Origin of the sequence: Aureimonas flava, assembly GCF_003583935.1 — a bacterium.
Taxonomy (GTDB): Bacteria; Pseudomonadota; Alphaproteobacteria; order Rhizobiales; family Rhizobiaceae; genus Aureimonas; species Aureimonas flava.
On the sequence record NZ_QYRN01000001.1, the window covers coordinates 353,238 to 366,597 of the forward strand.

Annotated in this window: 12 protein-coding genes; 4 read left to right on the top strand and 8 right to left on the bottom strand. The window is 68.4% G+C overall.

Going from position 1 to position 13,360, the window contains the following annotated elements:
• The first annotated feature begins 71 nt into the window (after positions 1-71).
• The 4 genes from D3218_RS01770 to D3218_RS01785 all read left to right on the top strand — a co-directional run bounded on the left by D3218_RS01770 (position 72) and on the right by D3218_RS01785 (position 4,094).
• Positions 72-1,919: an ABCB family ABC transporter ATP-binding protein/permease gene (locus D3218_RS01770; RefSeq protein ID WP_119538169.1), complete on the top strand. Its 1,848-nt coding sequence runs from the start codon at positions 72-74 to the stop codon at positions 1,917-1,919.
• 126 nt (positions 1,920-2,045) lie between these two features.
• The gene (locus tag D3218_RS01775) at positions 2,046-2,744 is read left to right on the top strand and encodes a phosphatidylserine decarboxylase (protein ID WP_119538170.1); all 699 of its coding nucleotides are present in this window, start codon (positions 2,046-2,048) and stop codon (positions 2,742-2,744) included.
• 5 nt (positions 2,745-2,749) lie between these two features.
• Positions 2,750-3,526, top strand: coding sequence for a CDP-diacylglycerol--serine O-phosphatidyltransferase (pssA, locus tag D3218_RS01780; protein ID WP_119538171.1), 777 nt, complete (start codon positions 2,750-2,752; stop codon positions 3,524-3,526).
• Positions 3,527-3,539: 13 nt separating this feature from the next.
• Positions 3,540-4,094 (top strand): pyridoxamine 5'-phosphate oxidase family protein, encoded by a 555-nt coding sequence (locus D3218_RS01785; RefSeq protein WP_119538172.1) that lies wholly within the window; start codon positions 3,540-3,542, stop codon positions 4,092-4,094.
• Between the two features lie 6 nt (positions 4,095-4,100).
• On the opposite strand, the gene D3218_RS01790 is transcribed toward D3218_RS01785, so the two are convergent.
• The 8 genes from D3218_RS01790 to D3218_RS01825 all read right to left on the bottom strand — a co-directional run bounded on the left by D3218_RS01790 (position 4,101) and on the right by D3218_RS01825 (position 13,305).
• Entirely contained in the window at positions 4,101-4,841 is a 741-nt protein-coding gene (locus tag D3218_RS01790; RefSeq protein WP_119538173.1) for an SDR family NAD(P)-dependent oxidoreductase, read from the bottom strand.
• Positions 4,842-4,880: 39 nt separating this feature from the next.
• Entirely contained in the window at positions 4,881-6,356 is a 1,476-nt protein-coding gene (gene purF / locus D3218_RS01795; RefSeq protein WP_119538469.1) for an amidophosphoribosyltransferase, read from the bottom strand.
• A gap of 159 nt (positions 6,357-6,515) precedes the next feature.
• A complete protein-coding gene (locus D3218_RS01800; RefSeq protein WP_119538174.1) occupies positions 6,516-7,151 on the bottom strand; it encodes a CvpA family protein in 636 nt (211 codons plus the stop codon).
• A gap of 80 nt (positions 7,152-7,231) precedes the next feature.
• On the bottom strand, positions 7,232-8,620 hold the full coding sequence (gene radA / locus D3218_RS01805; RefSeq protein ID WP_119538175.1) for a DNA repair protein RadA: 1,389 nt from the start codon (positions 8,618-8,620) through the stop codon (positions 7,232-7,234).
• 83 nt (positions 8,621-8,703) lie between these two features.
• The gene (locus D3218_RS01810) at positions 8,704-10,188 is read right to left on the bottom strand and encodes a replicative DNA helicase (RefSeq protein WP_119538176.1); all 1,485 of its coding nucleotides are present in this window, start codon (positions 10,186-10,188) and stop codon (positions 8,704-8,706) included.
• Between the two features lie 146 nt (positions 10,189-10,334).
• Positions 10,335-11,609, bottom strand: coding sequence for a cyclopropane fatty acid synthase (locus D3218_RS01815; protein ID WP_119538177.1), 1,275 nt, complete (start codon positions 11,607-11,609; stop codon positions 10,335-10,337).
• Between the two features lie 166 nt (positions 11,610-11,775).
• Entirely contained in the window at positions 11,776-12,357 is a 582-nt protein-coding gene (gene rplI, locus D3218_RS01820; RefSeq protein ID WP_119538178.1) for a 50S ribosomal protein L9, read from the bottom strand.
• A gap of 24 nt (positions 12,358-12,381) precedes the next feature.
• Positions 12,382-13,305 carry a DUF2232 domain-containing protein gene (locus tag D3218_RS01825; RefSeq protein WP_119538179.1) on the bottom strand — a complete coding sequence of 308 codons (924 nt, stop codon included), beginning with the start codon at positions 13,303-13,305 and terminating at the stop codon, positions 12,382-12,384.
• Positions 13,306-13,360: the final 55 nt, after the last annotated feature.

Below are 13,360 nucleotides of genomic sequence, written 5' to 3' on the forward strand. Positions count from 1 at the left end.
GCTTCCAGCGACGGAACGCCCCAGCCTTGTCCGATACGTCCCAACCATCCGCCGCCGGCGAGAGCCGGGTCATGTGGCGCACCCTCAAGAGCCTTTGGCCCTACATGTGGCCGGAAGGGCGGCCGGATCTGCGCACCCGCGTCGTCTGGGCGAGCGTCTATCTGGTGCTCGCCAAGCTGCTCACCGTCGGCATTCCGTACTTCTTCAAATGGGCGACCGACGCGCTGGACGGCGCCCACACGGCGCAGCAGTGGCTTCCGCTGATCCTGACCGGGGCGGTGACCCTCGTCGTGGCCTACAACGTGGCGCGCATCGTGTCCGTCGCGCTCAATCAGCTTCGCGACTCGCTGTTCGCCAGCGTCGGGCAGCACGCCGTCCGGGTGCTCGCGTTCAAGACCTTCGTGCACATGCACCAGCTCTCGCTGCGCTTTCACCTGGAGCGCCGGACGGGGGGCCTCAGCCGCATCATCGAGCGCGGCACCAAGGGCATCGAGACGATCGTGCGGTTCACGATCCTGAACTCGGTGCCGACCCTCCTGGAGTTCGCGCTGACGGCGGCGATCTTCGGCTTCTCCTACGGCTGGCGCTATCTCGCCGTCGTCGCGGTCACCGTGTTCGCCTACGGCTGGTTCACCATCAAGGCCAGCGACTGGCGCATCGCGATCCGCCGCGAGATGAACGATTCCGACACCGAGGCGAACACCAAGGCGATCGATTCGCTGCTGAACTTCGAGACGGTGAAGTATTTCGGCAACGAGACCATGGAAGCCGAGCGCTTCGACCGTTCCATGGCGCGGTACGAGAAGGCCGCGACCCAGACCTGGACCTCGCTCGGCTGGCTCAACTTCGGCCAGGGCGTCATCTTCTCGGCGGGCATGGGCCTTACGATGGTGATGTCGGCGATGGAGGTGCGGGCGGGCACGCAGACGCTCGGCGACTTCGTCTTCATCAACGCCATGCTGATGCAGCTTTCGGTGCCGTTGAACTTCATCGGCTTCGTGTATCGCGAGATCCGCCAGGGCCTGACGGACATGGAGGAGATGTTCCGGCTCCTGCGCATCCGCGAGGAGGTGCGCGACCGGGAGGGTGCGCCAGACCTCACGGTGGGCCAGGGTTCGATCCGCTTCGAGGACGTCCATTTCAGCTACGACGCGGACCGGCCGATCCTCAAGGGGGTGAGCTTCGAGGTGCCGGCCGGCAAGTCGGTGGCCATCGTGGGTCCGTCCGGGGCGGGCAAGTCCACCATCTCTCGGCTTCTGTTCCGCTTCTACGACGTGCAGTCGGGCCGCATCATGATCGACGGCCAGGACATCGCCACGGTTCGGCAGGCGAGCGTGCGCGCGGCGATCGGCATCGTCCCGCAGGACACGGTGCTGTTCAACGACACGATCGCCTACAACATCCGCTACGGCCGCACGGAGGCTGCGGAGGACGAGGTGCGGCGCGCCGCGGCGCTCGCGCAGGTCGCGACCTTCATCGAGACGCTGCCCGAGGGCTACGACACGATGGTCGGCGAGCGGGGCCTGAAGCTTTCGGGCGGCGAGAAGCAGCGCGTCGCCATCGCCCGCACGATCCTGAAAAGCCCGCCGATCCTGGTTCTGGACGAGGCGACCTCGGCCCTCGACACCCACACGGAGCAGGAGATCCAGAGCGCGCTCCAGCTCGTCTCGCGCCAGCGCACGACGCTCACCATCGCGCACCGTCTGTCGACGATCGTCGACGCGGACGAGATCATCGTGTTGCGCGCCGGCACGATCGTGGAGCGGGGCTCGCACAGGGCATTGCTCGCCGCCGGCGGCCTCTACGCCGAGATGTGGACGATGCAACGCGAGGCCAGCGAGGCGGAGGAGGCGCTCCGGCGCGCGCGCGAGGCGGATGCGCTCGGCGTGATCGAGCGGCGGCGCCCGGCGGGCGTCTGAGCGGTTTCGGGCCGTCGCGGCGCGCTCCGCGCAGCAAGCCCACGCGGCGGCGTTGAGCGCAGGGCGGTTTGCCCCTATGTGTCGGAGCCGGCCGCTTCAAGGCCCTGGATAAGGAACTCCGCCTCGATGGATATGATCGCCTCGATCCGAAACGTCTTCGTTCCGATCCATCGGGCGGGCTATCCCTTCATCGCCGGATTCTTCGTCGCCTCCGTGCTACTCGGCCTCCTCTGGGAGCCGCTGCTCTGGATCGGGCTGATCCTCACGGTGTGGTGCGCCTATTTCTACCGCGATCCCGCGCGCACGACGCCGGTCGGCGAAAATCTCGTGGTGAGTCCGGCCGACGGCAAGGTCTCGCTGGTCGGCCTCGTTCGCCCGCCGGCCGATCTCGGCCTCGGCGACGAGCCGCTGCTGCGCGTGTCGATCTTCATGAACGTCTTCGACTGCCACGTGAACCGGGCGCCGGTGCGCGGGCGGATCGACCGGATCATCTACCGGGAGGGCCTGTTCAAGAACGCCGAGCTCGACAAGGCGAGCGAGGTCAACGAGCGTTCCGGCATGGTGATCGCCGCCGCGCAAGGCGAGGTCGGCGTGGTGCAGATCGCCGGCGCCGTGGCGCGGCGGATCATCGTCTTCTCGCGGGCGGGCGAACACCTGGAGACCGGCGAGCGTTTCGGCCTGATCCGCTTCGGCTCGCGCCTCGACGTCTATCTGCCGGACGGCGCCGTGGCGCGGGTGGCGGAGGGGCAGAAGGCGGTCGCCGGCGAGACCGTGATCGCCGAGTTCGGCGCAGGCCAGGCGGCCTGGACCTGGCGTCGGGACTGAGGGCGATGAGCGATCCCGTGGAAACGCCGCCGGCCCCGACCTCGCGCATCCCGTTCCGGCAGATCCTGCCGAACATCGTCACCATCCTGTCGATCTGCGCCGGCGTCACCGGCATCCGCTTCGGCTTCGAGGGGCGTTTCGAGCTCGCCGTCGGCCTGGTGCTCGGCGCCGCCTTCCTGGACGGGATCGACGGGCGTATCGCGCGCCTCGTCAACGGGCAGAGCCGCTTCGGCGCGGAGATGGATTCCCTGGCCGATATCGTGAACTTCGGCGTTGCCCCGGCGCTGCTGCTCTACGCCTATACGCTGCACGACGTCGGCTCGTTCGGCTGGATCTGCGCGCTGCTCTACATTTCGGGCTGCGCGCTGCGCCTCGCCCGCTTCAACACGATGCTGGACGAGCCCAACAAGCCGGCCTGGAAGAGCGCCTACTTCACCGGCGTCCCGTCTCCGGCAGGGGCGGGGCTCGCGCTGTTCCCGGTCTATCTCGGCTTCACGAGCAACCTGGAATTCCCGGACATCACGCCGGCCGCGGCGGCGATCTATCTCGTCGTCGTCGGCGTCCTGATGGCGAGCCATATCCCGACCTATTCGGGCAAGACGATCGGCATCCCGCTGCGGCGCGAATACGTCGCTCCGGCCGTGCTCTTCGTGGTCCTCTATATCGGGCTGCTGCTCAGCTTCTTCTGGGAGACGCTGACGGTTTCCGCGATCGTCTACTACGCGACGATCCCGTTCTCGATCCGCTCCTATCGCAATCAGACGCGGCGCACGGCCGCCTGACGGGGCACGGACCATGGCCAAGCAGTTCGACCGCATCGAGCCGGCCCACCGCGAGATGATGGCGCGGCAGGCGATCTTCTTCATGGGATCGTCGGCCGGCGACAGCCGCGTCAACATCCCGCCGCGCTCCACCGCGCATTTCCACGTGCTCGGCGATCTCGCGGTGGCCTATCTCGACCTGACCGGCAGCGGCAGCGAGACGGCGGCGCATGCCCGCGCGGGCGGGCGCGCCACCATCATGTTCTGTACGTTCGAGGGCCCGCCGCAGATCCTTCGCCTCTACGGGCGCCCGCGCATCGCGTTCCGGGGCTCGCCCGACTATCGCGCCTTTGTCGCCGAGCGCTATCCGCAGGGCGAGCCCGCGGGCGCGCGGCAGGTGGTGACCATCGACCTCGACCTCGTCCAGACGTCCTGCGGCTACGCCGTGCCGCTCTTCGAGCATGTCGGCGAGCGGCCGGTCCTCGATCGCTGGGCCGAGGCCAAGGGCGAGGAGGGCCTCGAGGCCTATCGGCGCGAGAAGAACATGGAGAGCATCGACGGGCTTCCGACCGGCCTCGGCGAGGCCTGATCGGCCTCAGTCCGGCATATGGTATGTCATAAACCGGTTCTGCCGCACGTCGAACAGGCGACCGGTGTCCGCGCAGGACGGATAGGCCAGCGGCACGATCCTGGAGGCGACGTCGGAGGGCGTCGGCAGCGTATCGGGGTCCTCGCCCGGCATGGCGAGCGCCCGCATCGCCGTCCGCGTGCCGCCGGGATTCACGCTGTTGACGCGTAAGGGAAGGTTCTGCGTCTCCGCCGCCCAGGAGCGGCCGAGCGCCTCCAGCGCGGCCTTGCTGGCCGCGTAGAGGCCCCAGAAGCCCTTGCAGGAATGCGCGGCGCCCGACGACAGGAGGATGGCTCGACCGGCGTCCGAGACGCGCAGGAGCGGGTCCACGCTACGGATCAGCCGCCACGCCGAGGTGACGTTGATCGCCATGGTCCGGTCGAACACCTTCGTCTCGATGTGGCCGATCGGGCTCAGCGTGCCGAGCGCGCCGGCATTGACGACCAGGACGTCGAGCTTGCCCCAGCGTTCGTGGATGGCGGCGCCCAGCCGGTCGACGCCGGGCCCGTCCGTCAGGTCCAGCGGCACCAGCGTCGCGGAACCGCCGGCCGCCTGGATCTCGTCGTCGAGCTCTTCCAGCCCGCCCACGGTGCGGGCCACGGCCACGACGTGTGCACCTTCCGCAGCGAGCTGCTTGGCCAGGTGATAGCCGATGCCGCGCGAGGCGCCGGTGACGAGCGCGACGCGCCCTTCGAGCTGGCCGGGCATGGGAAACTCTCCTGACTGATCGGGGAAGGGGCGGGCGGCTCAGCCGCTCGCCATCACCGCGAGGCGGTGGATGTTGCTGGCCGCGTCCTTGTCCTGGAGGCGGGTCGGATATTCGCCGGTGAAGTAGTGATCGGTGAACTGCGGCCGCGACGCGTCGCGCGGCGCACCGCCCACCGCATCGTAGAGCCCGTCCAGCGACAGGAAAGCGAGGGAGTCCGCGCCGATGAAGCGGCACATCGCGTCTAGCGAATCGTGCTGGTTTGCGAGGAGCTTCTCTGCGTCCGGCGTGTCGATGCCGTAGAAGTCCGGATAGTAGATCATCGGGCTCGCGACGCGGATATGCACCTCGCGCGCGCCCGCGTCGCGGATCATCTGCACGATCTTCACCGAGGTGGTGCCGCGCACGATCGAATCGTCCACCAGGACCACCCGCTTGCCCTCGATCATCGCTCGGTTGGCCGAGTGCTTGAGCTTCACGCCGAAGGCGCGGATCTGCTGCGTCGGCTCGATGAAGGTGCGGCCGACATAGTGGTTGCGGATGATGCCGTATTCGAACGGAATGCCGCTCGCCTGCGCGAAGCCGAGCGCCGCCGGGGTGCCGCCGTCGGGCACGGGCACGACCACGTCCGCCTCGACCGGCGCCTCGTTCGCCAGGTTGTGGCCCATGTTCTTGCGCGCCACGTAGACGCTGCGGCCGCCCACCACGGAGTCCGGCCGTGCGAAATACACGTACTCGAATAGGCAGAGGCGCTCGGGCGGAGGGGCGGGAGCCTTGCGCGTGTCGATCGTGATCGAGCCGTCCGGCTGGACCTCGCAGATCACCACCTCGCCGTTCTCGACGTCGCGCACATAGCGGGCGCCGATGATGTCGAGCGCGCAGGTCTCGGAGCAGAAGATCGGCTTGCCGTCGAGCTCGCCCATGACCAGCGGACGGATGCCGATCGGATCGCGCGCCGCGATCAGCTTGGTCCGGGTGAGCGCCAGCATCGAGTAGCCGCCCTCGACGCGCCGGATCGCGTCGATGAAGCGGTCCGACGAGGACGAGTGCTTCGAGCGGGCGATCAGGTGCAGCACGACCTCGGTGTCGGAGGTCGACTGGCAGATGGCGCCATCGGCGATGAGCTGGCGCCGCAGCGTCAGCCCGTTGGTGAAGTTGCCGTTGTGGGCGACCGCGATGCCGCCCACCTCGAGCTCGGCGAAGAGCGGCTGGACGTTGCGCAGCGCGACCTCGCCCGTGGTGGAGTACCGCGTGTGGCCGATGGCGACGAAGCCGGGCAGCTTCGCCAGTGTCGCGGGGTCCGTATAGTGGTCCCCGACGAGGCCCATGCGCTTTTCGGTGTGGAACTGCTGGCCGTCGAACGTGACGATGCCGGCCGCTTCCTGCCCGCGATGCTGCAGGGCGTGGAGCCCCAGCGCGGTCAGGGTCGCGGCGTCCGGGTGCCCCAGGATGCCGAACACGCCGCACTCCTCGTGCAGGGTGTCGCCGTCGATGTCGTCGAAGGAGGCCTTGGTCATCTCACACCCGTTCTGGCCGGTCGCGGCCCGCTGCCCGGTTCCGCCCGGCATATGGGGGCGTGACCAGGGTTTCGCGAACAAAAATGCGATCGGCGCGAGACGATCGCGCCGACCCTTGCCTGTCCCCCCTTGAGCCGGCGGAGGATACCCCGCCGGCGATCAGTTGGCCGGCGCGTCGGCCGGCTGGTCCTCGCTGTCGCGGATCGCGTCCTCGATCGAACCGGGCTGCTCGGCGGCGGGATTCTCGCCCGCCGGTGCGCTGTCCGTGCCGGGCGCCGGCGTGCCGAAGCGCTCGCGGATGGTTTCCTGCGGGTCGTCCGGGAGCGCGCCGACGAGGCGGTTGCCGAGGTCGTCCAGCATCGGCTTGGAGCGCGCCTGCGACACCCAGGTCGGCTGGTTTCCGGACTGAGGCGGCGTCAGCCAGTTGAAGAACACCATCGCCACCACGACGAGGAGCAGCCCGCGCGCCGCGCCGAACAGGAAGCCCAGCGTGCGGTCGATCGCCCCGACGCGCGAGTCGATGATGAAATCGGCGATCTTCAGGGTGATGAAGGAGACGACGATCAGCGTCCCGAAGAAGATCGTGGCGGCGGACGCTACCAGCGCGACCTTCTCGTTGTGGATGTAGTTCGACATGAACGGCGTCAGCCGTCCGTAGAAAAGATAGGCCGCCGCGGCGGCCGCGACCCAGCTCAGCACCGACAGGATCTCGCGCGAGAAGCCGCGCACCATCGCCAGAAGCCCGGAAACGAGCATGATGGCGATCAGGATCGCGTCCAGCAGGGTGACGGTCATTCGATTTCCGGTCTGGCTTCCTTCGGGCGGCGGCGCCGACGCCCGTCATTCGTGTCTTACACTGCGAAGACGCCCGAAAATCAAGTCTCCGATTGCACTTGTCGTCCCGCGACCCGGGCGACGAGGTGAGGAAGGCTCTCGATCTCGTGCGCCGCCACGTCCCGGCTGCGCGGCAGATCCGAGCTTGCCGAGGGGAGCACGGACTGCCGGAAGCCGAGCTTCTCCGCCTCCTTCAGCCGCTGCGCCGCGTGGGCGACGGGGCGCACGGAACCCGACAGGCTGATCTCGCCGAAATACACGCAGTCCGTGGGCAGCGGCTGGCCGGACAGCGACGAGACCAGCGCCGCTGCCACCGCGAGATCGGCCGCCGGCTCCTGGATGCGATAGCCGCCCGCGACGTTGAGGTAGACGTCGTGCTGGCCGAGCCGGACGCCGCAATGCGCCTCCAGAACCGCCAGCACCATGGCGAGGCGCGGCTGATCCCAGCCGAGCACGGAACGGCGCGGCGTGCCGAGCGTCGACGGTGCGACGAGCGCCTGGATCTCCACCAGCACCGGGCGAGTTCCCTCCATGCCGGCGAAGACCGCCGCGCCGGGCGCCTGTCCGTTCCGCTCGCCCAGGAAGAGTTCCGACGGGTTCTGCACCTCGCGCAGGCCGATGTCGCTCATCTCGAACACGCCGATCTCGTCGGTCGGGCCGAAGCGGTTCTTGACCGTGCGCAGGATGCGATAGTGGTGGCCACCTTCGCCCTCGAAGTAGAGGACGGCATCGACCATGTGCTCGACCACGCGCGGACCGGCGATCTGACCTTCCTTGGTGACGTGGCCGACCAGGATCACCGCCGCGCCGCTCGACTTGGCGTAGCGGATCAACGCCTGCGAGCCGGCGCGCACCTGCGTCACCGTTCCGGGGGCGGATTCGGCCATGTCGGTCCAGACGGTCTGGATCGAATCGATGATCACGAGGTCCGGGCGCTTGTCTTCCGCCAGGGTCGCCAGGATGTCCTCGATATTGGTCTCGGCCATGAGCTGGACGCTGGTGTCGGATGCCTTCAGCCGCTGCGCGCGGAGGCGCACCTGCGCCACCGCTTCCTCGCCCGAGACGTAGATCACCTTGTTGCCGCCGCGCGCCAGGGCGGCGGCGGCCTGCATCAGCAGCGTGGATTTGCCGATGCCGGGATCGCCGCCCACCAGCAGCGCCGAGCCTCGCACGAAGCCGCCGCCCGTCACGCGGTCGAGTTCGGCGATGCCTGAGACGATGCGCGGCGCCTCCTCGGTCTCGCCGGAAAGCGGCAGCAGCGCGGCCGGGCGCCCCTTGCGCTTGGAGCGGAGCGGACCGCCGCCGATGCCGTTGGTGTCGCTTTCCTCGACGATCGTGTTCCACTCGCCGCAGGCTTCGCACTTGCCCTGCCAGCGATTGAACACCGAGCCGCAGTTCTGGCAGATGAAGGACGTCTTGTTCTTGGCCATGCGCATCGCGAAGGAGGGAGACCGGCCCTAGATGGCATGAGAACAAACGGGAAACAAGACGCCCGGGCCCCGTACCGCCGCTCCTACTCGTAGCGTTCGGGCAGGTGGCTTTCCTCCGCGAGGTCGGTGAAGCGGGTGAACTCCGCCTGGAAGGCGAGCTGCGCGGCGCCGGTCGGTCCGTGGCGCTGCTTGGCGATGATGACCTCGGCCTTGCCCCGCGCGTCGTTCATCTCCTGCTGCCACTTGAGGTGCTCGTCGGTGCCGAGCTTCGGCTCCTTGGCCTGCAGGTAGTACTCCTCGCGATACACGAACATCACGACGTCGGCATCCTGCTCGATTGAGCCCGATTCGCGAAGGTCCGAGAGCTGGGGGCGCTTGTCGTCGCGGTTCTCGACCTGGCGCGAGAGCTGCGACAGCGCGATGATCGGGACGTGGAGCTCCTTGGCCAGCGCCTTCAGGCCCGTGGTGATCTCGGTGATTTCCTGAACGCGGTTGCCCGACGTCTTGGACGAGCCCTGCATGAGCTGCACGTAGTCGATCACCATGACGTCGAGCCCGCGCTGGCGTTTGAGGCGACGCGCGCGGGCGGCGAGCTGGGCAATCGATATGCCACCGGTCTGGTCGATGTAGAGCGGCGCCTTCTGCATCATCTCGGTGCAGGCGACGAGCTTTGAATATTCCGCATCGGTGATCGACCCGCGTCGGATCTTCGACGAGGAGACCTCGGACTGCTCGGAGATGATACGCGTCGCGAGCTGCTCGGCGGACATTTCCAGCGAGAAGAAACCGACCACGCCCCCGTTCGCGGCCTTGAACGAGCCGTCCGCCTGTTCGGCGGGCTCGTAGGCCCCGGCGATGTTGAACGCGATGTTGGTGGCGAGCGAGGTCTTTCCCATGGCCGGGCGCCCAGCCAGGATAATGAGGTCGGAATGCTGGAGACCGCCGAGCCGGCGATCCAGCTCGCGGATGCCGGTGGAGATGCCCGACAGACCGCCGTCCCGGTCCTTGGCGGCGCCCGCCATCTCGATGGCGAGCGCCATCGCGTCCTCGAAGGACTGGAAGCCGCCGTCGTAGCGGCCGGTCTCGGCCAGCGAGAAGAGGGCCTTCTCCGCCTCCTCGATCTGCTCCTTCGGCTCGGCGTCCACCGGCGCCTCGAAGGCGGCGTTGACCATGTCCTCGCCGATGCGGATCAGCGAGCGGCGCAGCGCCATGTCGTAGACCGCGCGGCCGTAGTCGTTGGTGTTGATGATCGTCGTCGCCTCGGCGGCGAGCCGCGCGATGTACTGCGCCATCGTCATGTCGCCGACGCGGTCGTTGGCGGGCAGGAACGTCTTCAGCGTCACCGGCGTGGCGATCTTGCCCATGCGGATCATGGTCGACGCCTTGGAGAAGATCTCGCGATGGATCGGCTCGAAGAAGTGCTCCGGCTTCAGATAGTCGTGGACGATGTAGTAGGCGTCGTTGTTGACCAGGATGGCGCCGAGCAGCGCCTGCTCGGCTTCGATGTTGGCCGGCGCCTCGCGGTAGAGAGGGGTCTCCTCCTCGAACTTGCGTGCGGCTTCCGCCATCGCTCGACCTCACGGGAATTGGGTAAAAATTCCTCATACCCGAGATCGCGCCGCCGGGCCAACGCTAAGGGCGCGATGGCCGACAAAAAGACGCCGATGGGGTCGGGGCTGTGGAGCGCCGGTGGGAAACCTGTGGAGCGGCCGTATCAGCCGGCCGCCTCCAGCGCCGGTCGGAGGCGGCCGTCGTCCGTGGCCGCCTCCCGGTCCCGCAGGCGCGCCTCGTTCTGCGCCATGTAGTCGCGCGTGATCGGCAGGGCCTCCGTCCGGCGGGCCAGTTGAATCTGGAACACGACGAGCCCCTGCCAGCGGAAGCCGGCTTCGGCGATGGCGAGATAGAACTCCCACATGCGGCAGAACCGCTCGTCGTGCAGCGAAAGGGCCGCCTCGCGGCGCGCGATGAACGCCTCCCGCCACAGCCGGCACGTCTCGGCATAGTGCAGGCGCAGGACCTCGACATCGGTGACGATCAGCCCCGCCCGCTCGATGGCGGGCAGCATTTCGGACAGGGAAGGGGTGTAGCCACCAGGGAAGATGTGCCGCTGGATGAAGGCGTTGGTGTCGGCCGGTTCGGTGGAGCGCCCGATCGTGTGCAGCAGCATCACGCCCTCGGGCCGCAGAAGCTCGGCGGCGCGCCCGAAGAAAGCCGCGTAGAACTCGCGGCCGACATGCTCGAACATGCCCACGGAGACGATGCGGTCGAACGTCTCGGTGATGTGGCGATAGTCCTGGAGGCGGAAGTTCACCCGGGACGCGAGGCCGTCGGCCTCCACGCGCTCGCGCGACAGGGCAAGTTGCTCGTCCGAGAGCGTCACGCCGGTCACGCGCGCGCCGGCGGTGCGGGCGAGGTAGAGCCCGAGGCCGCCCCAGCCCGAGCCGATGTCGAGCACGTCCAGCCCCTCGCGGTCGAGGTTCAGCTTGGCGGCGATGTGGCGCTTCTTGGCGAGCTGCGCCTCGGCGAGGCTCTGCTGCGGGTGCTCGAAATAGGCGCAGGAATATTGCAGGTCGGGATCGAGGAACAGCGCGTAGAGCTCGCGCGACAGGTCGTAGTGGTGCTGGACGTTGCGGCGCGAGCGAGTCGGCACGTTGTTCTGCCGAAAGCGGCGCACGAGGCCGCGCGCTCGGACGATGAGCCGCATCCACAGTTCCGACGTGGCGTGGACACCGGCATTCTCGCAGGCGAGGCGGACGAGATCCATGATCGATCCCTCCGCCAACTCCAGTTCGCCGTTCATGTAGCACTCGCCCAGCGCGAGGGCGGGATCGTGTGCGATCGCCCGTTCCGCCTGATGGCTGGCGAGGCGTACGGCGACGGCCGGCTGGCCGCCGTCGCCGAACCGGTGGACCGTACCGTCGGCGGTGCGCACTTCGAGGCGGCCGCGGCGGAACAGGCGGCGGCAATAGAACGCGAGCAGAGGATACATTCGCAACGCCCTCCAACGCTATTCGGGTGAGACGCTAAGGCGGCCTTCCCATACGTATGATGACGCGTTCGTGAAAAAAGAAAAGGAGCCCGAGGTCCGGGACCTGGGCTCCTTCCAACATTGAATCGTGCGACGCGAACGAATCCGCGTCGCAACCTGTGCGCGATCAGGCGCGGTCTTCGTCCTCCTCGCCGCCTTCCTCGAAGAACTCGCCGCCGCCGGGGACGATCTCGTCCTCGTTGGCGCCGTAGATGGCGTCGGCCGAGTTCAGCGTCTCGCCGCGCGCCTGGCGCTCGGCCTCGTCCTGCGAACGGGCGACGTTCACCTCGATCGAGACCTGCACTTCCGCGTGGAGAGCGAGCTTCACCGTGTGGATGCCGATCGCCTTGATAGGAACGTTCAGCTCAACGGAGTTGCGGTTCACCTGGTAGCCCTGCTCCTTCAGGATGTCGGCGATGTCGCGCGCCGAGACGGAGCCGTAGAGCTGGCCGGTCTCGCCGGCGGAGCGGACGATCACGAGCCGCAGGCCGTTGAGCTGGTCGGCCACGCCCTGCGCCTCGGTGCGGCGCTCCTCGTTGCGGGCGACGAGCTGCGCCTTCTGCGACTCGAACTTGGCGCGGTTCGCGTCGTTGGCGCGCAGTGCGCGGCCGGTCGGAAGCAGGTAGTTGCGAGCGAAGCCGTCGCGCACGCGGACGGTTTCGCCAAGGCCGCCGAGGCGGGCGATACGCTCGAGAAGAATGACTTCCATGGTCTTTATCCTTGGTTTGAGGTGTCAGGTCTGGGGATTGTCCGCCCCGCGGTTCCGTGCGGTGTCGAAGACGCCGAGAACCAGGAAGGCGAGAAGCGGAAAGGTCAGGAGGAAGATCGCGCCGTAGGCCGAGAACAGCACGAGCCCGCGCGCCGGACGCTCGCGCGTGCGGCGATGCATGGTGGCCAGTCCGACGAGCGTGAAGCCCGTGCCGAAGGCGCCGGCGACCACCGCGCCGAGCGTTCCCGCCGTGCCCGGCAGAAAGGAGGCGGCGAGCGCGAGGGCGAACAGCGGCAGCGCGATCCGGGGAAGGCCCGCCGTCGCCGGAATGTCGTCCTTCGGCCGCTGCAGCCGGCCGCTCAGCCGCACGATCGCCGCCGCCACGTAGAGGCACGCGGCGAGGGTCAGCACGGTCAGCGTCGGCTGCACGAAGGGGATCGCCGCCACGACCAGCCGAACGAAGCTTTGCACCTGCTGCGGATCGGAGATCGGGCTGTCTGGCTGGGACGACAGGGCGTCCGTCACCGCGGCTTCCAGCCCGGCGGCGTCGTAGCCGAGAAGCGCGCCGAGCACCACGACGGTCGCCGCCGCGATCGCCACGAGCGCGAACAGGAGGCGCGAGAGCGGATACCAGTCGAGGCTCGTCCCGTCCTCGCGCGGCCGGGCAAGGCCTGCCATGTGCCCGATCACGGCGGCGGGAAGCCCGGACCCGAGCAGCATGGCCGCACCGGACAGGATCGACTCCATGAAGCTCGCAATGGCGACGGCGGACGTGCCGGCGGCGATGAAGCCGGCGCGGCTTCCCCAGCCGAGGCTGGCGATCAGGACGGGAACGGGAGCGGCGAGGGCCAGCACGACCGCGCCGGGCGACTGGGTGACCAGTCCGGCGAACAGGAGGGCCGCGGCCAAGCCGGCGACCAGTCCGATGGGGAGGGCGGTACGGTTCATCTCGTCGTTTCGCTGTCCTGCGCGCGGGCAGTTAGGGGCGGGGCCCCAACTCGGC